Raw genomic sequence first — 22798 nt, 5'->3', positions numbered from 1 at the left:
CCGCGCCCGAGGGTGGCCGCGCCGGTGGCAGCGACGCAGGCCGAGAGCGAGCGAGACAGTTCCTCCGCCATACGTGCCAGCTTCTCCGGCCCTTCGATCTCCACCGTTGCCTGAGCGTCAGCGAGTCCGCCGGTGAGCAATCCGCGAGCGCCATCGAGGGCAGCGCGGACGGCATCGAGATCCGCTCCCGGCCTGATCAGCTCAGCGTAGATCTCCTTCAATACTTTGCGCAGCTCGTCCGCCCTGGCCGTGAATGCCGAGTACGCGTCGCGGCGGAGCTGCCGACGCCAATGCCGGTGCTCTGCCTTGACCTGCCGCTGAGCCGATATGCCTGCAACGCCGGCCGCGAGGGTGGTACCCACCACTCCCACGGCCGCACCCACGATGGCAGCCACCCCTGAGTCCATAGGGGAATCTTGACGGCTGGGAACCGCATGGTCACCAATCTTCGGTGACAACGCTCAACCTTGCGACAGGTCAGCCAGCTGGAGGTTTGAACCTTCCGTCGACTGACGCCTATCGCATGGGGGCTGGGCCGCGAGGCCCCGCCCCGATCACGTCGTGAAGACTGCACGCGGCAGTGCGAGGGAAGCGGCCGGCCACTCTTGGTCGTGGACCAGACGGCCGCTGCTCCGGGCCACCGAACCGCGGTCGCTTAGTGGGCCGCGGTCTCGAGGAGAGCGGCGTAGGTGTCGGCGTCCATCAATCGGCCCACTTCGCCTGGATCCGACACCTTGACCTTAATGAGCCAACCCTCTCCGTAGTTGTCGTGGTTGACCGACTCCGGAGACTGCTCCAGCTCGCTATGGACGGCGACCACCTCACCGCTGACCGGCGTTAAGACGTCGGACAGCGTTTTGGCCGACTCCACTGTGCCAAAGGCACGACCAGCGGAGATCTTGTCGCCCACACGGCAATCAATGGCCACCAATGTCACATCCCCGAGCTGGTCCACCGCGAAAGCGGTGAGCCCCACCACCGCCACTCCGCTCCCTTCGCTCCGCACCCACTCGTGATCCTTGCTGTACCGCAGGCCCTCGCGGACGTCGTCCTAGGACATCGTCAGACTCCATCCCAAGTACCAGGTGATCTCTGGATCATCCTGCCCTGGGACATCCGGGCGAGAGGCAACTTTCGGTCTCACTCCGCTCGTCTGGTTCCACTGACGTTCGGCCGTGCCGGGCGGTCTCGGCGATCATCCCGTCCATCATCGCGGCGAACACGCCGGCGTCGCGCCACTGAGCGAACCGGTCGTAGACCGTCTGCCAGGCCCCGAACTCCCCGGACATCTCCCGCCGCTGGCTACCAGTGCGGAACCGCCAGATGACGCCCTCGAACTGCTCGCACAAGCGCTGCGGATAGGGGCCGTACCGCCCGATCGGCAAGAGCGGCTCGATTAACACCCACTCGTCATCGCTCAGCTCACGTCGTGTCACCTGAGCGTTCTACCAGGCCGACGAGCCGAGGCTCTGTCCCGATCAATTGATCGCGGCTCGAGGCAAGTCGCTGGTCCAGGTTCTGCCTGGAGGTCCTGATCATGTGCCAGTGGAAAGGCATGGTCGCACTGGTGATCGTTCTGGTAGCTTTCCGTTGGCCGTGATCCAGTCCCAGGAGGTGAGACCCATGAACGCAGTACTCGTATGGGTGCTCCCTCTTGCCGCCACGGTCAGGCGATCTGCGTAGGTGTCGCCGGGAGCGCCTCGAAACCCAGGTACTCCTGAAAGGCAACACGCCATGAACACGCTGCACTTCACCGCCGAATCGATCTCCAACGGCATCGTCGAGCGCGACTTCACCGTCAACGGGGTCCCCGGTGTCCTCTGGTCCCCCGAATCCAGTGCGGACCGTGCACCCCTGATCCTGATGGGCCACGGCGGCGGCAATCACAAGAAGCACCCCGCGATGTCGGGCCGGGCCCAGCGCCTGGTGCACGGCTGCGGCTTCCACGTCGCGGTCCTCGACGCGCCCGGTCACGGTGACCGGCCGCGCACGGAGCACGACGAGCAGGAGATCGCCGCGCTGTTCGCGGCGCGGGCGGCCTGCGAGCCGGAAGGCCCGATCGTCGTCCGCTACAACGACCACCTGGCGAAGCTGGCCGTGCCCGAGTACCACGCGCTCCTGGACGCACTTCAAGAGCTCCCGGAGATCGGCATCGACGGCCCGGTCGGCTTTTGGGGCATCAACATGGGTACCGCGATCGGCGTGCCGTTCGTGGCAGCCGAACCCAGGATCACAGCCGCGGTCTTCGGCCAGCACTGGCCCGATGTCCTGGCCGGGTACGCGAAGCAGATCACCATCCCGATCGAGTTCGACCTGCAGTGGGACGACGAGCACATCTCCCGCGAGGAAGGTCTCGCGCTGTTCGACGCCTTCGCCTCGAAGGAAAAGTCCCTCCACGTGAACTCGGGCAAGCACAAGGAGCTGCCCCGGTTCGAGGCCGACAGCGCGGTCCGGTTCTTCGCCCGGCACCTCGGCAGCGCGGTCACCATGTCGGCCTGACGTGAGTGGTGGCGGTGTCCAGCTGGCCAGCCGGACACCGCCACCACGGGCTCAGGTTGAAGCTGACCGCACTGATCACGACTCCAGACAGGCCCTAGTGGGCCGGAGTTATTGTCAAATCCTGTGGATCTGATCAGCAGCGGTCGGGCTTGGTACGGGAACGAGTGACGTCGCCAAGGGTCTTGCGACGGCTTCCTGATCCAGGAGGTGTTTGTTGCCGTGGCTTCCTCGGGCGGGGCGTCACCGGATCCCGGTCTCACAGAGTGATGCTTTCCTACCGCCTGGTGGATGAGCTGCTAGTTTCCGCGGCATGGTGGATCACAGCGAAAGCATGGCTCTCCGGACGCTGGTGACTGACGCCGAGAGCGGCGTCCTTTTGTTCGGCATCACGCCGCCGCGCCTGAGTATCGCTCCTGAGCGGATCCGAGAGATCACCGCGGCCACCTTGGCGCGGCTGGACGTCCTCAACGTGGATGGTCTGGCGCTCTACGACATCGACGACGAGAGCGACCGCAATCCGGAGGAACGCCCGTTCCCCTACCTGCCGACCATGGATCCCGCCGCGTACCACGCGGAATATCTCGGAGAGTGGAACCGCCCTGCGGTGATCTATCGGTGCGTCGGCAAGTACACCGAGGCGGAGTTGCGGACCTGGCTGCGGATGGCTGATGCGGACCGCGTGCTCGGGGTCTTCGTGGGTGCGTCCTCGAAGGACAAGGCTATACATACGCGCCTGTCGACGGCGCACGTCCTGCGCCGCGACGTCCGTCCGGACCTGCTGCTCGGTGGCGTCGCCATCACCGAGCGCCCTGACGAGCATCTGCGGCTGATCACCAAGCAGGAGGCGGGATGCGCGTATTTCATCTCGCAGGTCATCTACAGCGCCGACGCGGCCAAGAGCATGGTCTCCGACTACTACTACGTTTGCCGTGAGCGGCAGCTCGCACCGAAGCCCGTGCTCTTTACGCTGTCGGTGTGCGGCTCGGTGAAGACGCTGGCGTTCCTCAAGTGGCTCGGAGTCGAGGTTCCGCGCTGGCTCGAGAACTCCCTGCTTCACGCGGACGACACGCTTGCCGAGTCGTACGAGCATTGTTTGGCGAACGCCCGGGATCTGATCGCCTTCTGCCGCAAGCTCGGCATGCCTTTCGGTTTCCTCGTGGAGAGCGTGTCGATCCGCAAGGTCGAGATCGAGGCCTCGGTCGCCCTCGCCCATGAGCTGAGCGGACTGCTCGGACGCACAGCGCGCTGAAGTCAGGACACCTGATAGCCGCTGGCTGAGCGGCAGTTGGGGGTCCATCACGCCGCACAAGGCTCCCCGCGTTCGACCAGGACGCCGCGTTCGAAGCGTGCTCCGGCGCGGACGAGGGCGACGAGGTGGGGTGCGGTGATCGCACGCCAGCGCGCCTGGGCGGACTCGGCGAGCTTGAACACCATGGCCAGGGCGGCGGCCGCGCTGCCGGCGCCGCGGGTGACCCGGGTCCTCAACTTGGCTGTGCTGAAGGTGGATTCGATCGGATTCGTCGTGCGCAAGTGCACCCAGTGCTCGGCCGGGAAGTCGTAAAAGGTCGACCGGCTGCGCACCGGGGCGCTGGTGACGCTGTTCGCGTTGTGGAAGGTGCCCGATCCGTTCGGACGTCCGCTCGTGCTGGCCGGCGAGGCAGCGGGCCTGGACCGGCTCCTGGGGCGCCCGCAGTTGGCGGGCCTGGCCTCGTTCATCCATACCCGCCACCGTCTTGAAGCCTCCGGCTGAGACACCGGGGACCGGCTTGGGGACCCGCATCTGTGCACGGGAGCGTGGCTGCCTCGTCGAGGCAGCCACGCGAGCCAAGCCTGGGACGCAGACGTACGACGGCAGCTGACGCAGGGAGCCCGCCAGCCTCGTAGCCGGTGCGGGGTCAGGTGGGGCGCCGTCCGTCGCGGTACTGGCGGGCCCTGGGCGCACGCCGGGTGCCGGGTTCGAGCGTTGGGCCGCCCGGGCCTGCGGGGGCGGAGAAGCCTCCGGCGACGGGAGGCCGGACCACATGCTGCGCCTGGGCGGCCGGGTTTGACTCGCTGGAGGTGGTGCGGGCGATGACCTGGGTGTGGGGGGTCCGCGAGGCGCAGGCGGCGCAGACCTCGGACAAGGTCCAGACCTGGCCGATGGACGGGTCGTGACGCAGGATCAGCACGGTCTGTCCCGCACAGGACACGGGGCTCGCCTCGTGGGCGGCGCACTCCTGGGCGCGGCACGCGCAGGCGGCCTGCGACCGGGTGCCGGCGGCGCGGGCATGGGCGGCGGCGTGAGCCGCGGCGAACGCACGGAGCCGGGCGAGATCTGGTGAGCGAGGCGGCATCCGACAGGCCGTAGTGCTGCAGGTGAGCGTCGCGGTGTGGTCGGCGTGGCCCGCCAGGCGGATGATCCAGGTCCGTCCCGGCATCCGGCCCGTAGTGGGGTGTGGATTGATCGTGGTCAAGGGCAGTCAGCCATTCGCTCGGTGGAGTAGGCAACGCCGTCCGCAGCACTTCAGCAAGCGCGTACGGGGCCGGGGGAAGTGCGGCGGGCGACGCCCGTTCAAGCACGAGGGTCGAACACTTCGCCCCGTCAGGATCACACACGGCGTCGGCGGTGGGGGAGTGGTGGGTGGCAGAACGCCGCCGGCAGCCCGGCGTGGCCTCCCACAGAGCCGCCGACCCGGCGGCGGCGCGCCCCCCGTACGCAGAGCTGCGCCCCCTGAGCGAAGGGCAGCTCACGGATGCAGCCCTCGTATTCGGACAGGACCCGCACCAGTTGAAAAGAATCTTGGGTGTGAGGGCAGCGTTTTGTGGGGCTCGTTCGATTCAGTGGTGTGAAGGTTCTCTGGGGAAGCTGGACTGCCTGGCTGTCGACGCTCGCGTTGCAGCCCCGGTTCTGGCTGTGGATATGTCTGATTGCCGCTCTCGCGGCCGTAGCCGAGGTTCTGGCTGAATGGCAGCGCAGGACCACACTCCTGGCGCTGATACGCAACGCTCCGGCCGGGACGGTGGTGGTCCAGGAACGCGGCAGAGGAGGGCCGGCCATGCACGTCCGAGTCGGCCCCTCACCCGAGGCCGCCGACGACGGGGGACGCGCATGACCCAGCGGAACATCGACGAAGAGACCACCGCCCAGGTCACCGCGTTATGGGAACGAGAAGAGGTATCCCTGACGCAGTACGCCACCGTGCGCACGGGAGGCGACCGGCCCGAAGCCGAAGACCTGGTCTCGCGGGCATTCTTCGCCGCCACGCAATCCTGGCAAAAACTCGCGGACCGCGAACCGGATGCCCAACGAGCCTGGCTACGCACCACCGTGAACAACATGTGGGTCGACAACATCCGCCGGGCCGGAAGGCTCCAGAAGCTCAAGCCGGAACTGCTGCGCCTGTACGACCGGGACGGGCCGGATCCAGCGGACATCGTTCTGGCCCGTGATGTCCTTGAGCGTTGCTGGAAAGTGCTGCAGACCCTTCCCCCTGTACGCCGGCAGGTTGCTCTGCTCCACTTCTACAAGGACGCATCGCCAGTGAACATCGCGGAGCGCCTGGGGATCAGTCCATCAGGGGTCAGAAAGCACCTCTCCGTGGCATGCAAGACACTGCGTGAGCAGGTCGGATACATCCACGGTGATGAATCGACGGACACCGTTGGTCTTCAGGAACGGAAAGGGGAGACGGCATGAGCACGCACGTCAGCATCGATCCGGACACGGTGATCTCCAACATGATTCACCAAGTCGAAGCCGTCGTCCCGGTCGACAGAGCTAGCCTGGCCCGGCGCAAGCAAGAGCTCCTTGACTGGATGGCCGGCACTGCGGACGTGCCGCCGGCGGTCGCTGCCGCTGCGGAGCGAGAAGCGAAGTCCGCTGCGCAAGCAGAAGCGGTACGACCGCCCCGGCCAACGCCCGCACCCGCCCCGCAAGAAGTCCGCCCCAGCCCGACCAGCCGACCGCTTAGCGAGGTGAAGTTCCTGACGGTGGCTGAAGTGGCATCCGTCATGCAGGTGTCCAAGATGACGGTCTACCGAATTGTGCACAGCGGGCACCTTCCCGCAATTAGGGTTGGGCGCTCGTTCCGGGTGCCCGAGCAAGCAGTGCACGAATACTTGCGTGGATCTTACGTCGGGGAGGAAATCTCCTAACTGGTCTGCCCGGCTTTCGATCCACGATCAGCAGCCTGAGCGCCGTCCTCCTGGCTTCGGGCCTGGGGCGTGGGGGCCTTCAACGGGCCCATTCGATGCCGAGTTCGGCGAGCTGCGCTCGTTGTTCGGGGGCGAGCTTGTCGCGCCGGCTCTTGGTGTTGGTGATCCACACGCCCAGCTTCACCACCACCGTGTCTGTCTGGCCCTCGACCGTGATTTCTTCGGCGTGGCCGCGCGGCACGGGCCGCCCGCCCTCGCGTTCGATCCATTGCATCAGTGCGGCCAGGCCGCGCTGAAAGGCCTGCTGCGCCTTGCTCACTCCCCGGGCTTCTAGGCCTGCCGGGGCGGCTGGGGGCTGTGGGGCGGGAGTGATGCCGAGCTGCGAGAGCCGCTTTTGCTGTGCGGCGGAGAGTTTGTGCCAGTCGCGCTGCTGCTGGGTCAGCCAGCGGCCGAGGTCGTCGCCGTCGAAGGTGACGCCGGGGGCGATGTCGGGCAGGGCGCCGTCGGCCTGGGCGAGGTCGCGCAGGATCCGGTGGTGGCGTTGCCAGTCCAGAGGCCACGGACAGTTCCAGTCCTCGTCGATCGCGGTCAGCTGTGCGGCTCGGGTCGTTGCGGAGTCCTGGTTTTTGCCGAGGCCGTCTGTGCGGCGCAGGTTCGCCATCAGCTGCCCGATCGCCAGCTGTTCGCCGTCCTGGTCCCACACGGCGTCCTGCCGGGGTGCCAGGTGCCCGAAGGCCCGCCGGTAGGAACGCAGCAGGGCGAGTTTGGTTTCCCAGGCTTCGTCGCCCGGCTCCCACACCATGCCCTCGGCGTCGAGCTGTTGTTTGCGGTGGTCGTCGAGCCGGCCGCTGCGCAGGGCTCTGCGCTGTTCCTGGACCCAGCGGCCGAGCGGATAGGCGGTGGTGAGGCCGACCCGGGTCTGCGTGTCGTAGGGGACGGCATACAGGCCGGTGATGTGGTGTTCGGCGCGCCAGCGGCGCAGGGCCTGGAACCCTTCGAGCCAGACCTGGGACTGAGGCTGGTAGACCCGGGTGCGCAGGAAAGCGGCGATCGTCGCAGCATCGCGAGGGGTGGAGAAGCGCAGCAGCGCCGGCTCTTCGCCATCCTCACCCTCGTGCTCCCGCCCGCCGTCTCCGTCGTCGCCGGCCTCGATGATCCGGCCGTCCGCATCGCGCTGCACGTGCTCCTTCCGCGCGTGTCCGCGGCGGGTCAGGGCGCGGGAGGCGAGCTGCTCGACGAGGCTCGTCGTGGGCGCGCAGGCCTTGGAGGACGGCGACCAGCGGCGCGTAACTCGCCGAGGCGATCATGTCGTTGGGGTTCTCACCGGGCCCAAGGAAGACGGGCACGATGACGCGCGCGACCTTGACGGTGCCGTCGGGGTCGGGGCGCAGCGCACGGCCGATGTTCTGGACGATTTCGACCTGGGAGCCGCGGGTGTCGGCGAAGCAGATCGCCTCCACGCCGCGCTCGCCCACGATGTCGACGCCTTCGCCCAGGACGCGGACGGAGGCGAGGAAGGCGCGGTGCACACGGCGATGGCCGGCATCGGTGCCGTCGGCGAACTGGCGCAGGGTCTCGCGGCGTTCGGTGACGAGGTGGTCGCCGCACAGCCAGCCGGACCAGACCCGGCAGGGCGGGACGTGCCGGCCGGTTTCCAGTTCATAGAACTCGGCGTCGATCGGCGAGGTGGGCAACCGGTCCGCCCGGGCCAGGGCTTCGGCGGTGACCTCGGTGTCGTACAGCTGTGCTGCGGTCTAGGGCAGCTTGGCCGCGAACGCCTTGGCCTCCTCGACCCGGTGGTGGAACGTCATCACCGTCTTGAGGTTGTAGGCGGCCGCGTGCTCCAGGACTGGGCGCCCGTGGATGAGGTCAAAGTCGTCGTCGCCCATTCCGAGCGCGTGACCCTGCGCGTCGGCGATGTGTTCCTGAAGGTGGACGCCGATCAGGCGCGCATCGATGCCGAGGTCGAGGCGATGTCGCTGGCGGCCGAACTCGACGCCGAGTGCGAAGGGCTGGTGACGAACGGCGTCCTGCCCGCGGAACTGGTCACCCGCAACCGCCAGGTCGCCGAGGCGGCACTCCGGCCGTGGACTCCGGCGTTCACGCACGGCGACCTGCAGATCGCGCACGTCTTCGTCGACGGTGAAGAGGTCACGGGCATCATCGACTGGTCCGAGGCGGGCCAGGGCGATGCCCTGTACGACCTCGCCACCTTCACACTCGGACACCAAGAGCACCTCGAAGACGTCATCGCCGGCTACGGCACCGACCTCGACGTGATCCATGCGTGGTGGTCGTTGCGAAGCCTGCTGGTGGTTCGCTGGCTGATCGAGCACGGCTTCGACCCCTTCGCCCCGGGCTGTGAGGTCGACGTGCTCAGATCCCGGATGTGAGGCTGATCAGGCCTCACTGCCACAAATGCTGACAGTGGCCAAGGATCGCTTCCCGTGTACGGCCAGCAGCTCCCCGCCCCACGGTCCCCGTCGGCGGCCAGTTGCATTCCGTCGCAGCGATCCGGCTCTGGCTCCGGGGGTAGATCCATTATCCCGGTGCGGCGAGGCGCCTGTCACCGTTCTCCGGAATGATCTTTACACCCGATTTGCACCTCTAGGCTTGCGGGCGGACACACAGCAGGGATCTGACCTGGGAGTTGAGAGTGGCGCACGACGTTGCCGCACTGACAGCGGAACTCACGGATATGGCTGCGGCCGATCACCAGTTGGCAGTCCGCGCGAACAGCGACGACCCCGCCGAGCAACTGGCCTGGCGGCGACTGACCGCCCGGCACGGTGACCGGCTCAACGAGATCATGGACGAGTACGGCTGGCCGACGGCGGAACTGGTCGGCGAGGAGGCCGCACGCGCGGCATGGCTCATCGCCCAGCACGCCGACCGGCAGCTCGACGTTCAGCGTCGCGCACTCCAGCTGATGCAGCAGGCGATGTCGGCACGCTCGGCCAGCCCGCGCGAACTGGCCTTCCTGCGCGACCGCACGCTGGTCAATGAGGGCCGCAAGCAGGTCTGCGGAACTCAGATCGCCGGCGTGAAGGACGGGGCGCCGGTCCCGTGGCCCTGTGAAGAGCCCGAGCGCATGGACGAACTCCGTGCGGAAGTCGGCATCGAGCCCTTCGACGAGTACGTTGCCAAGTTCGCGATGACCTGACACCCAGTCCCCAGTCGCGTCCCGTGGATCATTGCCCCACGGCAGGCGGGCCCTGCGACGTCAACTTCCCTGCGTGCAGGCCTTGTTCGACGCGTAGCGATCCGTCAGGGCAGCTCCCGGCGGGCCTGTGTGGCGTACGGGTGCTCAGGCTGCAGGGCCGGCGATGAACCCCGGCACGCTGCCCTGCCGCCGGAGGAAGGGCAGTTGCACGGAGCGGTGTGTGTGCTACGCGACGCGGCCGCCCACCAACAGCCCGTCAGGAGACCGCCCGGCGCTGGCCGGGAACCAGTTCGCCGCGGCCCCGGGCAACTCGGCGCCGCGGGTGGTGCAGTGGGCGCGGAAGAGCGGGGCGGCCCGTCCGAGGCTCACGGCCGGGCGGGCGGCGAGCCGCTGCCCCCGGATGACAGTGACCGGCTCCGCCCACGGCTCGGAACAGGCATAGGGGCGGCGGTAACGTCTCAGGCGTGGTCGTTCCGCGCTCCCGTCCCTGGGCGAATTGTCCGGAGAGATCGCCTGTCACTCGCGTGGCTTGCGGCCAGCGTCCTGCTCGACGTCTGCCACGTCCTGGTGGTCATAGGCGGTGCGGATTCCGGAGACGGACATGCCGGAGGCGGCGGCCAGGTCGGCGGGGCGGGGCGGGTGAACGCCCTTCCGTACGCGATCAGGCGGCGGATCTCGGCCTCGGCCTGCTCGCGACGGCCAGCGGGCGAGGACAACGGCCGACAGCAGCGGCTCGTTCTCCTCCGGGTCAGCATCCGAAGCCGCCCCGCCCCCGCGACGCGGCTTCCAGGTTGGTCGAGGGGTCTGCCTCAAGGTCTGCCGGTGCCCCGCGAGGAAGGACAACAGCCGTGTCGCCTCCCCTGCCGTCGCGTTGGGTAGTCGGTGGGATTCGTCGGGAATCCGATCGGAGGTGTCCGGCCTCACCGGATCGATGAAAGGACGACGATGGAGATCGGGCTTGCCGGCTTGGCACCCACGAACCCTGCGCCCGCCCTGGCCATGCTCCGTCTGCTCGGCGGATTCCAGATCTCGCAGGCGCTCTACGTCGCAGCCCGGGCTCGGATCGCGGACCGACTGCTCGAAGGGCCGCGGCCGTTGAACGAGCTTGCGGAGGCCTCCGGTCTGCAGGCTGAGCCGCTGGCCCGGATCATCCAGGTGCTCGGTGTCGAGGACGTCTTCGACTACGACGCAGAGACCGAAGAAGTCCGGCTCGGCAGGCTGGGCCGCACTTTGGCCTCGGGGGTGGCGGAGTCCGTCCGCAACGTCGCGCTCACCTGGATGGAGACCCACTACCGGCCGTTCGGTCACCTGTGGCAGACCGCCGAGACCGGTCGGCCGGCGGCCGATCTCGCCCTGGGGATGCCGTTCTTCGACTGGTTGGGCCAGGAGCCGGACCGGGTGGAGACGTTCAGCGCCGCGATGACCGACTTCGTCAAGGCGATCCGTCAGGACGCGGTGAACGCGATCGAGTTGGACGGTGCTCACACCGTGGTCGACATCGGCGGCGCGGATGGGACCGTGCTGGTCACCCTCGCGGGCCGCTATCCGGAACTGCACGGTGTCGTCTTCGACCTGCCCCATGTGGTCGAGGCCGCCCCCGAGGTGCTCCGCGCCCACCAGGTCGACGACCGGATCACGACGGCCGGCGGCGACTTCTTCACCGAGGTCCCGCGGGGCGACTGCTATCTGCTCGGCTTCATCCTCCATGACTGGTCCGACGAGGAGGCCGGGCGCATCCTCGAACGGATCCACCAGGCCGCCTCCGTGCCGGACGCCCGGCTGGTGCTGGTGGAGACCGTCCTGGACCGGGGGGACGCCCCCCAGATCGCCCGCCTCCTCGACCTCACCATGCTGGGCATGCTCACCGGTCGCGAACGCTCCAGCGCCGCCTGGCGCGAACTCCTGGCCGCCAATGGCTTCCGCCTGGACCGGATCCGCCCGACGGCAGGCCCCATGTGTGTGATCGAAGCGACCCGGATCGGCTGAGCTGCTGCGGCGACCGGGATGGCGCAGCAACAGAAGCGTCAGCTCGCGTGTGGCAACTCCGGCGACTGCACCAAGCATCGGGCGTCAAGAGTTTGACAGCTACGCCGGTTCTCCGCTCCGTTCCTACTCGGACATGATGTCAGGAGGTGGTGACGGATTCCCCGTTCGCCCCTTCAGGCCCCTTTGACGTGCAGCGTCACCAGCTGACGCAATGATGTTGCCCGCCTCGTCATCCCCTGATCAACGGTCTTGGGACGACTGTGCAGTGATCACCGAAGGTCGTCGATGACGTAGGCGTCGGCACGACAGTAGCCGTCCTCGTTGGGATTGAGCATGACCACGCCTTGGAGGAATGTCCTGTATTCCCGCTCCAGCATCCTGCGGTACGCGTCGTGGCGGGCGACATTCACGCCCGCGACCATACGCCGCAGGCCCCGATCCGCCGCCAGTCGCTCGCACGCATCCAGCAGTCGCTCGAACCGCTCTGCGGCGTCGCTGCCGGGCCGGACCGCACCGAACTTCACGAAGCAGGTGCCGGTACCCGCCTCACCGGTGTCGCAATGGCACACCGCGAACCCGGACCCGTCGTCCAGCAAGACGGTGTCGCCCAGGGATTGATCATGCGTGGCGCGGATTTCGTGCTCGACATCGAGACCATCGAAGACCGCGTGAGTGACGTCACGACAGGCACTCAACAGCCCAGGGCGTTGCGGGTCGGCGGTCTCCGAGTAGGTCGTGAACTGGCGCGGAGGGGCCGACGGCGAGACGCCCTTTTCCATCACAGCAGTAAGCTGTCGCGGCCAGAAACCGAACTTCTGGTAGAGCCGGATGTGCTTGGCGCTCTGCGGGAACGTGAACAAGCCCGCCTGGCGAACCTGCCAGCTGTCGATCAGTTCGACGACCGGCTCCATCAGCCGGCTCGCGATGCCCCGGCCCCACAGGTCGTGACGCACTGTCAGGGGGCCGAAGAAGCCGAAGCTGCCCCAGCGGGTCGCGAAGTTCGAGCCGACAATTTCTCCCTCGCGCTCGGCGGCGAACGCCCAGTTCGGCGCAGCCGCGAACCGTGGACGGACCAGATCCGCGTCACCGAAGACGAGCATCGGATCCGGGGCTTTTAGAAACGTGCCGAACGCCATCCGCATCACCTGGTCGGCGACATCGAGGTCGCGCTCCTGGAGCGGGCGGATCGTCACATCGGTTGCTGGCTGCTTCGTCGACGTCATGTGTTCCCCTTCGACCATGGTCTGTGGTGTCTGGACAAGGCAGCGGCGGGATTCCCGAGCTGAGACCCCGCGCGCTTTCGTTCGTTGCGTGCCGGCGACGTCCGGGGTGGGGTGCGGGCGGCAGCCGCGGGCCGGTGGTGAACAGACGGGTCATCGCATCCAGTGTGTCAATGCCCAACTTGGTCGGGGCAGAGCGGCGGCCAAGGAGGCAAGTGGTGCGACGCGTTCACCCACGTACTCACGCGCCTGCCGGCCTCCATGCGTCCGCCTTGTGGGCAGCGGGTCCTCACCGCCTTCAACTCGAAGACCCCCTTTCGCACCGTCGTCTTTCTCTCTCCCCCCGCGGCGCGCGCGACGGCCCGGCCCCGCTGTGCCCCCGCAGTCGGGCCCGCCCGCCAGCGCCCGCTGCTGCTGGCGCTCGTTGAGATGAGGAGACAACACACCGCATTTCACGGCGAGTTGGTCATGAACTTCGCTCGGTGTGCGCGTACCTTAGAGAAGGAGGCCGCGAAGCATCGTGTTGATTCGTTACAGGCCCGCACAGAGCCGGAGACCTGTCACAAGATCTCCGGCTGTAGTAGTGGTTTACGGCCTCATCTCCGGTCTGCGAAAACCGCGAAACTCAAAGGTGCGTGGGACGGTCAGCGAACCTGCTGGGTGGCCGACTCGGTCAGATGTCGCAGGCAGGCCGCCGCGTCCGGTGACGGCCAGGTGAGGCTACTGAGACACGGCAGAGCCTGGCTGCGGCGGTTTTCGATCATGTCCTCAAGCTGCTTGCCGGATCGCGGTCGCCGAGCACCGGGCTGGTTCCAGGAGACCGTGACCCAGTTGGCCGCTGCGGCAGGGCACACCCCGACCCCGACTACGCGGGCCACGTGATGGTGCTCCTGCACGACGGCGGACTCTCCGGCGCCGGACTGGACGATCCGCAGCGGGTGCGCGACACCGTGATCCGCGTGGGCCGAGACCTCCTCGGCCTCGCCGACGACCCGGCCTCGAAGTCCTGACTCGGACAGCGACCACAAGCGGGGGCGTGGGCAACCGGCGAGCCCCGCCTCCCTGCTCCGGTCGCAATTATTGGTGGGAGTTCGCCTGCCTGGAGAGCGGCGGAGTCGGCGGGTTCGTCAGCTCGCGCGGGTAGCGGTGATACCGCCGTCGACCGCGATCGTGGCGCCGTGCACGTACGCCGCCTGGTCCGAGGCCAGCCACGCGACCGCGGCCGCGATCTCGTCCGGCGTGCCCGCGCGCCCGGCGGGCAGGTTTTCGGTCATGCGGCGGATGACGTCGGATGAATCGTCGTTGATCGGCGTCCGGGTGGCGCCGGGCGCGACGGTGTTGACGCGGACGCCGCGTGGCCCGAACTCGGCCGCCCAGCTCCGGGCGAGCTGTGCTTCGGCGGCTTTCGACGCGGAGTAGAGGCCGACGTAGGCGTGCCCGACTTCCGCCATCCACGAGCCCACCACGACGATCGTGCCGCGGCCTTGCTCTGTCATCGCGGGTGCCAGCGCGGCGGTGAGGACGTGCGGGGCGCGGATGTTGACCGCGAGCGTGCGCTCAAGGTCCGCGTCGGACAGGGCGAGTGTGTCCACGGCCGGGCACACCGCGGCGTTGTGCACCAGCAGGTCGATGATGCCGCCCGCGGCGTCGGTGGTTTCCCGGGCGAACGCGCGCAGGGCGTCCGCAGGGGCGGTGAGGTCGGAGGCGATGAACAAGGCGTCGCCGCCGCTGTCGCGGATGTCCTTCACCACGCTCTCGCCGCGAGCGGTGTCGCGGCCGGTGACGACGACCCGCGCGCCTTCGGCGGCGAGACGGTGCGCGGTGGCGGCGCCGATGCCGCTGGTCGATCCGGTGACGAGGGCCGTGCGGCCGGTGAGTGTCTGGGTCATGCCCGCCAGGCAACACCGGTTCCGGGCGGGGTGCCAGTGCGAGCGTTGCCTGGTCACGGCATGACCAGGCAGGCGATCGCGCCGCTGCCTATGCTGGTGGGCATGGCAGCCGACCGTGCGGCCCTCGGGGCCTTCCTGCGTTCGCGGCGGGACAGCCTGACCCCGGCACAAGCGGGGATTGAGCCGTTCCCTGGGCCGCGGCGGGTGCCCGGGCTGCGACGCGAGGAGCTGGCCGTGCTCGCGGGGCTCAGCCCGGACCACTACAGCCGTATCGAGCAGGGCCGGCAGCCGACGATCAGCGAGGACATCGTGGAAGCGCTGTCGCGGGCGCTCGGACTCGACGGCGTAGAGCGCGAGCACCTTCGCCACCTCGCCGCCCCGGTCCGGCGCGCCCCACGTGATGACAGCGCGGCGCAGCGGGCGGACCCCGGCCTGCTGCGGGTGATGGACAACCTCGATGTGCCGGGTCTGCTGCTCGGCCGCCGCGGCGTGGTCCTGGCCCGCAACACGCTGCTCACCGCCGTTCTCGGTGCGCCGATGGAGCCAGGTTCCTCCTTCCTGCGCTGGCTCTTCCTCGACCCACACGCCCGCGACCGCATCGTGAACTGGGCCGACTTCGCCGCGCCGGCCGTCGGCGCGATGCGGTACGAGGCCGGCCGGCATCCCGGCGACCGGCGCCTTGCCGCGCTGGTCGCCGAGTTGCGTGCCGGCGACCCGGACGTGGCACGCTGGTGGGACGACCACGGCGTCACCGACCGCACGTCGGTAAGCAAGCAGATCGCGCACCCGGTGGCCGGTCGGCTGGAGTTCGGGATCGAGTCGGTCGTGAAACCGCACGACCCCGAACAGCGGCTGATCGTCTACACCGTCGAACCGGACTCGCCCACCGCACGGAACCTCCCGCTGCTCGCGGCGTGGGGGACCGCCCGTCAACTGACGGATCAGTGAGTGCCGTTACGGTAGAGATGGGAGCGGAATACGGCAGGAAACAGCCAGAAGCCCTCAAACCACAGCGACCGGCGAAACAGTCCAGACAGTTTGAAGTTCGGATCCGAAAACGGAACGCGCCACGGCCTGGTCCCGCCGCCAGGGCGGGACCCAGACCCCATGGACCGAAGCATTCGTCACGCATCACCAACTCGCGCAGCCCTCGGCACGTCACGACCGATCCGAAGCCGCTCTATCGGTCCCCAAGCCGTAAGCGAGGCGAGCCTGAGGGTGCCCTGTTCTCCCGGGCTCATCTCGGTGGCGGACTCGACCCAGACTCTGGCGACATGCAGATCGGCGCCGGTCCCCGGGACGAGGTTGGGCGTCCTGCGTCACTCTGAGGTGCTGTCCGGCTGGGCGCGAAGGCCGTCGAGGGTGAACTGGAGGGTGCGGCGCCAGCCGTCGTCTCCTGACGGGCGCTCGCGGACGAGGTAGGCGTTGACCGAGAAGATGCGCGCGAGGTCGTCGGCGCTGACACCGGGGCGGAGCGCGCCGTCGGCCTGGGCATCGCGGATGAGCTCGGCGCCGAAGGCCAGTGACCGGTCGCAGACCGCCCGCAGGTCGGGCGCGTCCGGGTAGCGGCGGGAGAAGACGTCGTTGAAGACGGGGTCCGCGGCCTGCTCCTCACACATCCCCGCCACGTAGGCGGTGAACCGGCCCCATGGCGTGCTCTGCCCGGTGGCGCGGTCGATGACCGCTCGCAGCCAGCCGGCCGCGACGTCCGCGACCACCGCGTCGAGCAGTCCCTCCCGGCCGCCGAAGCGGTTGTAGATGGTGCCCGCGCGCACGCCGGCGCTGCGGGCGATGTCCTCCAGGGGAACGTCCAGCCCGTCCCGGGCGAAAGCCTCCGCCGCGGCCTCCATCACCTTTTCCATGTTGCGGCGCGCGTCCGCGCGCAGGGGCCGTTCCCCGGCTCGTCTCTCTCCGCTGCTCATGCAGCCAACCCCATTATCTTGACACGCCATCAAATTAAGGTAGGTTCGTCACTGTCCAGATAACTTGATGGTATCTCAAGTTGGGAGTTTCCGTGTGAGCGTCATTGTCACCGGCGCCAGCGGCCAGCTCGGCCGCCTGGTCATCGACCATCTGCTTGCCACCGTCCCGGCCTCCGAGATCACCGCGGTGGCCCGCGATGCCGACAAGGCCCGCGACCTCGTCGCCCGGGGAGTCACCGTCGCCGTCGCGGACTACAACTCCCCGGAGTCGTTCGACGGGCTGCTGAGGGCCGGTGACCGGGTGCTGCTGATCTCGGGCAGCGAGATGCACCTCGACCGGACCGCCCAGCACAAGGCCGTCCTCGGCGCCGCCGTCAAAGCCGGCGTCGCGCTGTTCGCGTACACCAGCGCCCCCCTCGGCCAGTCCGGGCCGGTCACCGACGACCACCGCGCCACCGAGGACGCCATCCTCGCCTCCGGGATCCCGTACAGCCTGCTGCGCAACAGCCTCTACCACGAGATGGTCACGATGAACATCCCGGCCGCGCTGGAGCGCGGCGCGCTGGTCCGCGCCGCAGGCGACGGCCGGGTCGCCTCGGCATCACGCGCCGACTACGCCGCAGCGGCCGCCGCCGTCCTGGCCGGGGAGGGCCACGAGGACACCGTCTACGAGCTGACCGGCGACACCGCGTGGAGCTTCGCCGAGTTCGCCGCCGAGGTCAGCAAGCAGTCCGGGCGGCACATTCCCTACCGTGCTGTCACCGGCGAGGAGTACGCGGCGGTGCTGTCCGGCGCCGGGCTGCCCGATCCGCTCCCGCACGTCATGGCCGGCATCGACGTCTCCATCGCCGCCGGGGAGCTCGCCCTCACCACCGGCGACCTGTCCCGCCTGGCCGGCCGGCCGACCACCCCGGTAGCGGAGGCCATCAGGGCCGCCCTCGCCAGGCAGCAGTAGGGCACCGAAATGCTGAAACACCGGCATCCCGGCGCGTCTGGTCCTGAGCGGGCGTGCATCGTCGCGCACGCGCGATTCGGCCACGACGACACCGTCAACCAGGGCGACCACGGGGTGCACGCTGGTGGCTCCCGGCCGTCGTCGCTGCTGATCCCGTTCTGCTGAGAAGGATGCCAACCATGTCCTTGTCCAAGCACATCAACGACGATCTCCCGCACGCCGTCGCCGAACTGGCCGACGGGCTCGTCACGTCGGGAATCCTGCCCGGTGTCAGTGTTCTGGTCCTCCAGGACACTGACGAGGTTCTCTATCACGAGGCTGGCCTCCGCGACGTCGCCCGCGCTCGTCCGATGACCCGCGACGCAATCTTCCGCCTGTTCTCGATGACGAAGCCCGTCACCGCCGCCGCGGTGATGGCCCTTGTCGACGAGGGCCTCATCGGGCTGCAGGACCCGCTGGGCGACTGGGTCCCGGAACTCGCCGATCTGCGCGTCCATCCCGGAAGTGGCGGAGGCATGTCCGTGCCCGCTCACCCGGCCCGTATCCAGCACCTCCTCACGCACACTGCCGGCTTCTCCTACTGGTTTCACCCCCGCCACGCGGTCGCGGCGCTGTACGCCGACGACCCGGGCATCGGGGTACACGAACGCTGGCGATTCGACCCTGCGCTCGGCGGGCTCGACGGGCTGGCGGAATCGCTGGCCCGATTGCCCCTCGTGGCCCAGCCAGGCGAGAAATGGCACTACAGCATGGCGTTCGAAGTGGCCGGGATGGTGGTCGAGCGAGCGGCCGGGCAGCCCCTCGACAAGTTCATGGCGAAAAGGCTCTTCGAACCGCTGGGGATGAAGGACACCGCGTTCTCTGTGCCGCCCGGCGACGCCGACCGCCTCGCCTCGCTCTACGGGCCGGGGGCGGCGTCGAACTGCTGGAAAGCGGGCACGAGAGCCCTCTGGTGACGACCGTGCCGGGTTTCTCCGGCGGCGGCGGCCTCGTCTCGACCATCGACGACTACAGCCAGTTCGCCGAGATGCTGCGGTGCGGCGGCGAGATCGATGGTTGCCGCGTTCTGTCGGAAGACTCCGCCCGCGAGATCATGACCAGCCAACTCGCGCCCGAACAGCTCACCGAGCTGCCCGAGCTGGTGGTGTCCGGCCTCGGGGGCACCGGCGAGGGGCTCGGATTCGGCCTGGGTGGTGCCGTCGCCCTCACCCCTCCGGCGAACGGCATCCCGGCGTTCCCCGGCGAGTACTGCTGGGGTGGCCGCGCGAGCACCACGTTCTGGATCGACCCGCACAACCGGCTGACGGTCGTCGCCATGACCCAGCTGGTTTCGCCGAGCACGGTGATGCTCCGGGACAGGTTGCATTCCGCCATCTACGCGCGGTGAGACCCGCGTGCTGAGCACCGAATCTGCCGCCGGTCCGGCGGGTGGCGAGCGAGCTCGCCACCCGCCGGCTCCCTGGATCTGACCGACATGGCAAGCGGATCACCGGCCCACGGTTACATCAGCGCCTGGTCGAAGCTACGACGCTTCAGCAGCACACACGAGCGCGACCGGCGAGCCAATCCACCTGTGCCAGGCGTGCGACGGCCCAGCCGACGACCCGCGAGACACCCGTCCTCGGGCCTCGCACGCTTCTCTCCATCGTTCCACCACATGATGATCAAGGAGACGCCCATGGCCATTCAACGCCTCAACCACGCCGCCCTCTACATCCGCGATCTCGAACGCAGCGTCGACTTCTACACGAGCGTGCTCGGCTTCCGCGTCGTGTTCCGCTTCCCCGGTGCCGCGTTCCTCCAGGCCGGGGGCTCCACCAACGACCACGACCTCGGCCTGTTCCAGCGCGGCGCGGACGCCGCCAGGTCCGAGGCCGGAGTACGCACGGTCGGGCTCTTTCACCTGGCCTGGGAAGTCGAGACACTGCTTGAGCTCAAGGACGTCAGGAACCGGCTGACCGAAGCCGGGGCGCAGGTCAACGAGATGGACCACGGCACCACCAAGTCGCTCTACGCCCAGGACCCCGATGGGCTGGAGTTCGAGGTCTGCTGGCTCGTGCCCGCCGAGCTGCTTCCCGGAATACACCCGGAAGTCAGCGAACCGCTCGACATCGACGCTGAGATCGAGCGATTCGGCGCCCAGACCCTCGGCGGCATCGGTGTCTCCACAGCCCTCCCACGCTGAACCCGACAGGTGGGCTTCCCCGTGCGGGCAAGCCCACTGAGGTGATCGAGCCGGGCGTCGTGCACACGTCGGCCCGTGGCCACCGGAAGCTTCGACACTGCGGCTTTCGGACAGCGCGGCGGCGGGTGCCTCGTTCGCATCCCGGGGCCTGTGCCAGTCGCGGCACGGGCCCCGAGAGCGCCAGTGGGCCACGGTCAAGCGAAGGTTTCGCCTCCGTCGAGGCTGGTGACCTGACCGGTGACGTACGTGTCGGCCATGATGAACAGGGCCGCAGCCGCGGCTTCCTCGGCTGTTCCGAAGCGGCCCGGGGGAGCGGTCGATCCGGCCGCGACGGTGGCCGCCGACGGCACCGTCCGGCCGGGCGCCGCCGAGCAGGTGAAGCGCGATCAGGGGGCTACGCCCTCGCGCGCGCAGGGGACAGCGCCGCGATGCTGACACTGGGACCGGGACACCGCCAGCCATGAACACCGGGATGGGGAAATGCGAGGTCAACCCTGTGCCGGCTCGGCAGGGGCCGCGGTCAACTCGCCGCGGACCCGGTGTCGGTGGCGCAGTGGTGACTCGCCAACCTCGCGTTTGAACGCGTTGCTGAAGGCGCTCTCCGAGGCGTAGCCCAGCTCGGCGGCCAGTGACCGGATGGGGATGTCGCGGTCGCGCAGAGCCCGCCGTGCCAGCAGCATCCGCCAGCGGCTGAGGTAGGCAAGCGGCGGCACGCCCGCGACGGCGCGGAAGCGTTCGGCGAACGTCGTGCGCGACATGGCCGCCTCCCGCGCCAGTTCCTCAAGGCCCCAATGCCTTCCGGGCTCGGCGTGCATGAGGCGCAGCGCCGGCCGCAGCCGCTGGTCGGTCAGCGCCCGCAGCCAGCCCGGGGGCAGCTCCGCCTGGTCGATGTAGGCGCGCAGCACCTCCAGCAGCAGAAGTTGCGCGTGCTGCCGGATCGCGAACGCGGATCCCATCCGGTTCCGGGTCACCTCGTCGAACAGGCTGTCCAACCTGCCGCGCAGGGTGCCCGCGGCACAGGCCGCAGCCCGGATGTGCGCCAGCGGCGGCAGCGCCTCCAACAGCAGTGCGTCGCCAGCCGGGTTGAGCTCGACGCGGCCGCCGATGAGCAGGTCGTCCACACTGCTGTCGGCGGCGATGAGGCGGGCGGAGGACAAACCCACCTCGGGCAGGATCTCGCGGCGTGGCCCGTCGCCGACGCCGCCCTCGACCTCCAGCCACTCCCGGCGGTTGAGGATCGCGACGTCCCCCGGCTCGAGCTCGACCGACCCGTCGACGCCGTCGGCGGACAGCCGGGCCCGGCCGCGCACCATCGCGAGGAACTTCAGCGGGAACGCGGCGGACGACGTGTACGGGAACGCGGCGGGCACACGCGCCACCCACGGGCCCCGCTCCGCGATACCACTGGACAGCACCCCGCGGACCTCGACAAGATCCAACGCCTCCGACAGCTGGTCATCCACCATGCCCGTACTCTCACGCAAGAAAAACGGACCGTCAATCATTCACAGTAATAGCGTCCGTGCATAGCGTGATGGCATGACCTGGAAACGACACCCGAGGGACTACCCGATTCCCATCAGCACCGACAGGACCGGCCACGCCACCGGCGTACGCGCGGCCAGCACGGTGTGACGCTGCTGAGCACGCTGGTCCTGCAGTTGGCCACACTGGCCCTCTGGCCGGGCGCAGACGCCCAGGCGGCCACCCCCCCCGGACAGCCAACGGCCCGCCAGCAGCCAGGACTTCACCCTGGTCCACCCCGAGCGGACCTGGCCCAACGCCACCGCGATCGAGGACAGCGCCGCCGGCTGCTACCTCTGCGTCCAGGGCAGGGGCATCAACGCCTGCGCCATCCAATGGAACCCGCTGCCCTATGTCCGCGGCGGCACCGACGAGATCTTCCACCTCCACCCCGCGACCGGCATCGGCCGGCCACCGCTTGCCCGCCAAGTGAAGGAAAACGCGCATGCCGTCGTCCAACTTCGCCCCATACCTGGCGCACAACAAGGCTTTTGCCGCCACCGATGCCAAGGACAACGTCCCGGCGATCCCGTTCATCCCGTTCAAACAGCTGTACCTGATCACCTGCGTCGACCCACGGGTCGAGCCCGCGGCCGTGCTGGGCACCCGGCTCGGAGAAGCGATCGTCGCACGGAACATCGGCGGCCGGGTGACCCCGGCTGTGATCAAGGACCTCGCATGGATCGTGTACCTGCACGAGAACAAGACCCCCGACGCCGACTGGTTCGAGATCGCCGTGATCCACCACACCGACTGCGGCTCACGGCTCCTCGACGACGACGCACTACGCGCGGGCTACGTCGCCCGCGGCGGCTGGGACGACAAGACGTCCTCCGCGATGGCGGTCCTGGACCCGGCCAAGACAGTCCAGGCTGATGTCGCCAAGCTGCGCTCCGCGCCGGAACTCGGGCCAGGGATCGAGAACGTCAGGATCGGCGGATACGTGTACGACCTGGAAACCGGCACAGTCACCACCGTCGCGCACCCCGGCTGAGCGGCGCGGCAACGGCCAGCGCGTCGCGGCCCCAGGGGTGACGGATCGGCTGTGTCAACTTAACGGCCCTGGCACACCTTCGGGACGCTGGTGGTGATCTTCATTCGTCGTGGTGAAGTCTCGTCGTGAGAGCTCCCGTTGGCCGGGGCTGTGTGCTGCACTGAGCGAGCATGAAGCCGCGGCGCAGCAGTGCCTCGGCCTGACGGCGGTCGGCAGCTGCTCGCCTCCGATCGTGCCGGCCAGCACTTGGTATTCGAGATTGTCGTGGTCTTGATGCTGATACGGCTCGGCGTCGTAGAACTGCCTGGTGGAGCCCTTGCGGGGCGC

The 22798-nt window shown here is 68.7% G+C and carries 19 protein-coding genes and 6 pseudogenes; 14 read left to right on the top strand and 11 right to left on the bottom strand.

Annotated features, from left to right (window positions below; all coding sequences use genetic code 11):
* From IE206_RS38905 to IE206_RS38895, 3 genes and pseudogenes are all read right to left on the bottom strand, one after another.
* Positions 1-395: pseudogene (locus IE206_RS38905) on the bottom strand (hypothetical protein); the annotation flags it as partial.
* Between the two features lie 260 nt (positions 396-655).
* Positions 656-1033: a glycine cleavage system protein GcvH gene (gcvH, locus tag IE206_RS38900; RefSeq protein ID WP_268254466.1), complete on the bottom strand. Its 378-nt coding sequence runs from the start codon at positions 1031-1033 to the stop codon at positions 656-658.
* A 127-nt stretch (positions 1034-1160) separates the two neighbouring features.
* Positions 1161-1436, bottom strand: a pseudogene (locus tag IE206_RS38895) (transposase); the annotation flags it as partial.
* Between the two features lie 298 nt (positions 1437-1734).
* On the opposite strand from IE206_RS38895, the gene IE206_RS38890 reads away from it, so the two are divergent.
* Together IE206_RS38890 and IE206_RS38885 are read left to right on the top strand one after the other, a co-directional pair.
* Positions 1735-2499 carry an alpha/beta hydrolase family protein gene (locus IE206_RS38890; protein WP_189970912.1) on the top strand — a complete coding sequence of 255 codons (765 nt, stop codon included), beginning with the start codon at positions 1735-1737 and terminating at the stop codon, positions 2497-2499.
* A 310-nt stretch (positions 2500-2809) separates the two neighbouring features.
* Positions 2810-3748 (top strand): methylenetetrahydrofolate reductase, encoded by a 939-nt coding sequence (locus IE206_RS38885; RefSeq protein WP_121825926.1) that lies wholly within the window; start codon positions 2810-2812, stop codon positions 3746-3748.
* A 47-nt stretch (positions 3749-3795) separates the two neighbouring features.
* Here the strand turns inward: IE206_RS38885 and IE206_RS38880 are convergent.
* A pseudogene (locus tag IE206_RS38880) lies at positions 3796-4062 on the bottom strand (IS256 family transposase); the annotation flags it as partial.
* A 28-nt stretch (positions 4063-4090) separates the two neighbouring features.
* Here IE206_RS38880 and IE206_RS38875 point away from each other — a divergent pair.
* Complete coding sequence (locus IE206_RS38875) at positions 4091-4249, top strand: hypothetical protein (protein ID WP_189970910.1); 159 nt, start codon at positions 4091-4093, stop codon at positions 4247-4249.
* Positions 4250-4394: 145 nt separating this feature from the next.
* On the opposite strand, the gene IE206_RS38870 is transcribed toward IE206_RS38875, so the two are convergent.
* Entirely contained in the window at positions 4395-4916 is a 522-nt protein-coding gene (locus IE206_RS38870) for a hypothetical protein (protein WP_189970907.1), read from the bottom strand.
* Positions 4917-5587: 671 nt separating this feature from the next.
* Between IE206_RS38870 and IE206_RS38865 the strand changes: the two genes are divergently transcribed.
* Both IE206_RS38865 and IE206_RS42935 read left to right on the top strand, forming a co-directional pair.
* Positions 5588-6175: an RNA polymerase sigma factor gene (locus IE206_RS38865; protein ID WP_189970905.1), complete on the top strand. Its 588-nt coding sequence runs from the start codon at positions 5588-5590 to the stop codon at positions 6173-6175.
* 278 nt (positions 6176-6453) lie between these two features.
* Positions 6454-6633, top strand: a complete 180-nt coding sequence (locus IE206_RS42935; RefSeq protein ID WP_229853349.1) for a helix-turn-helix domain-containing protein — start codon at positions 6454-6456, stop codon at positions 6631-6633.
* Between the two features lie 79 nt (positions 6634-6712).
* Here the strand turns inward: IE206_RS42935 and IE206_RS38855 are convergent.
* Positions 6713-8483: pseudogene (locus IE206_RS38855) on the bottom strand (helicase associated domain-containing protein); the annotation flags it as partial.
* 9 nt (positions 8484-8492) lie between these two features.
* On the opposite strand from IE206_RS38855, the gene IE206_RS38850 reads away from it, so the two are divergent.
* The 3 genes from IE206_RS38850 (at position 8493) to IE206_RS38840 (ending at position 11782) form a co-directional block, all read left to right on the top strand.
* Positions 8493-9026, top strand: coding sequence for a phosphotransferase (locus IE206_RS38850; protein WP_189970920.1), 534 nt, complete (start codon positions 8493-8495; stop codon positions 9024-9026).
* 263 nt (positions 9027-9289) lie between these two features.
* Positions 9290-9796, top strand: a complete 507-nt coding sequence (locus tag IE206_RS38845; RefSeq protein ID WP_189970903.1) for a DUF6624 domain-containing protein — start codon at positions 9290-9292, stop codon at positions 9794-9796.
* Positions 9797-10762: 966 nt separating this feature from the next.
* On the top strand, positions 10763-11782 hold the full coding sequence (locus IE206_RS38840) for a methyltransferase (RefSeq protein WP_189970902.1): 1020 nt from the start codon (positions 10763-10765) through the stop codon (positions 11780-11782).
* A 269-nt stretch (positions 11783-12051) separates the two neighbouring features.
* Here the strand turns inward: IE206_RS38840 and IE206_RS38835 are convergent, their stop codons facing one another.
* Together IE206_RS38835 and IE206_RS43750 are read right to left on the bottom strand one after the other, a co-directional pair.
* Positions 12052-13005, bottom strand: a complete 954-nt coding sequence (locus IE206_RS38835; protein ID WP_189970900.1) for a GNAT family N-acetyltransferase — start codon at positions 13003-13005, stop codon at positions 12052-12054.
* A 186-nt stretch (positions 13006-13191) separates the two neighbouring features.
* Positions 13192-13458, bottom strand: a pseudogene (locus IE206_RS43750) (ISAzo13 family transposase); the annotation flags it as partial.
* A 422-nt stretch (positions 13459-13880) separates the two neighbouring features.
* Between IE206_RS43750 and IE206_RS43320 the strand changes: the two are divergent.
* The gene (locus tag IE206_RS43320) at positions 13881-14012 is read left to right on the top strand and encodes a hypothetical protein (protein WP_264197631.1); all 132 of its coding nucleotides are present in this window, start codon (positions 13881-13883) and stop codon (positions 14010-14012) included.
* A 117-nt stretch (positions 14013-14129) separates the two neighbouring features.
* On the opposite strand, the gene IE206_RS38830 is transcribed toward IE206_RS43320, so the two are convergent.
* Positions 14130-14891 (bottom strand): SDR family NAD(P)-dependent oxidoreductase, encoded by a 762-nt coding sequence (locus IE206_RS38830; RefSeq protein ID WP_189970898.1) that lies wholly within the window; start codon positions 14889-14891, stop codon positions 14130-14132.
* A gap of 102 nt (positions 14892-14993) precedes the next feature.
* Here IE206_RS38830 and IE206_RS38825 point away from each other — a divergent pair, with 102 nt between their 5' ends.
* The gene (locus tag IE206_RS38825; RefSeq protein ID WP_189970896.1) at positions 14994-15839 is read left to right on the top strand and encodes a helix-turn-helix transcriptional regulator; all 846 of its coding nucleotides are present in this window, start codon (positions 14994-14996) and stop codon (positions 15837-15839) included.
* A gap of 371 nt (positions 15840-16210) precedes the next feature.
* Here the strand turns inward: IE206_RS38825 and IE206_RS38820 are convergent, their stop codons facing one another.
* Positions 16211-16813, bottom strand: coding sequence for a TetR/AcrR family transcriptional regulator (locus IE206_RS38820; protein WP_189970894.1), 603 nt, complete (start codon positions 16811-16813; stop codon positions 16211-16213).
* A gap of 94 nt (positions 16814-16907) precedes the next feature.
* On the opposite strand from IE206_RS38820, the gene IE206_RS38815 reads away from it, so the two are divergent.
* From IE206_RS38815 to IE206_RS38805, 3 genes and pseudogenes are all read left to right on the top strand, one after another.
* Entirely contained in the window at positions 16908-17768 is an 861-nt protein-coding gene (locus tag IE206_RS38815) for an NAD(P)H-binding protein (RefSeq protein WP_189970892.1), read from the top strand.
* A gap of 170 nt (positions 17769-17938) precedes the next feature.
* Positions 17939-19155 (top strand): annotated as a pseudogene (locus tag IE206_RS42930) (serine hydrolase domain-containing protein).
* 291 nt (positions 19156-19446) lie between these two features.
* Entirely contained in the window at positions 19447-19953 is a 507-nt protein-coding gene (locus IE206_RS38805; protein WP_189970888.1) for a VOC family protein, read from the top strand.
* 488 nt (positions 19954-20441) lie between these two features.
* Here the strand turns inward: IE206_RS38805 and IE206_RS38800 are convergent, their stop codons facing one another.
* A complete protein-coding gene (locus IE206_RS38800; protein ID WP_189970886.1) occupies positions 20442-21419 on the bottom strand; it encodes a helix-turn-helix transcriptional regulator in 978 nt (325 codons plus the stop codon).
* 503 nt (positions 21420-21922) lie between these two features.
* On the opposite strand from IE206_RS38800, the gene IE206_RS38795 reads away from it, so the two are divergent.
* Complete coding sequence (locus IE206_RS38795; protein ID WP_189970885.1) at positions 21923-22471, top strand: carbonic anhydrase; 549 nt, start codon at positions 21923-21925, stop codon at positions 22469-22471.
* Positions 22472-22798: the final 327 nt, after the last annotated feature.

It is taken from the genome of Streptomyces violascens, assembly GCF_014649955.1.
Classification (GTDB): domain Bacteria; phylum Actinomycetota; class Actinomycetes; order Streptomycetales; family Streptomycetaceae; genus Streptomyces; species Streptomyces violascens.
The sequence above is the reverse complement of the archived record's forward strand: the minus strand, read 5'-3'. Positions and strand labels throughout refer to the sequence as shown.

What these genes read in the sequence shown, in the direction of transcription:
- IE206_RS38865 (WP_189970905.1), top strand. Translation starts at nt 5,588, where the DNA reads ATGACCCAGCGGAACATCGACGAAGAGACCACCGCCCAGGTCACCGCG.
- IE206_RS38885 (WP_121825926.1), top strand. Translation starts at nt 2,810, where the DNA reads ATGGTGGATCACAGCGAAAGCATGGCTCTCCGGACGCTGGTGACTGAC.
- IE206_RS38825 (WP_189970896.1), top strand. Translation starts at nt 14,994, where the DNA reads ATGGCAGCCGACCGTGCGGCCCTCGGGGCCTTCCTGCGTTCGCGGCGG.
- IE206_RS38795 (WP_189970885.1), top strand. Translation starts at nt 21,923, where the DNA reads ATGCCGTCGTCCAACTTCGCCCCATACCTGGCGCACAACAAGGCTTTT.
- IE206_RS38805 (WP_189970888.1), top strand. Translation starts at nt 19,447, where the DNA reads ATGGCCATTCAACGCCTCAACCACGCCGCCCTCTACATCCGCGATCTC.
- IE206_RS38835 (WP_189970900.1), bottom strand. Translation starts at nt 13,005, where the DNA reads ATGACGTCGACGAAGCAGCCAGCAACCGATGTGACGATCCGCCCGCTC.
- IE206_RS38800 (WP_189970886.1), bottom strand. Translation starts at nt 21,419, where the DNA reads ATGGTGGATGACCAGCTGTCGGAGGCGTTGGATCTTGTCGAGGTCCGC.
- IE206_RS38820 (WP_189970894.1), bottom strand. Translation starts at nt 16,813, where the DNA reads ATGAGCAGCGGAGAGAGACGAGCCGGGGAACGGCCCCTGCGCGCGGAC.
- IE206_RS38870 (WP_189970907.1), bottom strand. Translation starts at nt 4,916, where the DNA reads ATGCCGGGACGGACCTGGATCATCCGCCTGGCGGGCCACGCCGACCAC.
- IE206_RS38830 (WP_189970898.1), bottom strand. Translation starts at nt 14,891, where the DNA reads ATGACCCAGACACTCACCGGCCGCACGGCCCTCGTCACCGGATCGACC.
- IE206_RS38890 (WP_189970912.1), top strand. Translation starts at nt 1,735, where the DNA reads ATGAACACGCTGCACTTCACCGCCGAATCGATCTCCAACGGCATCGTC.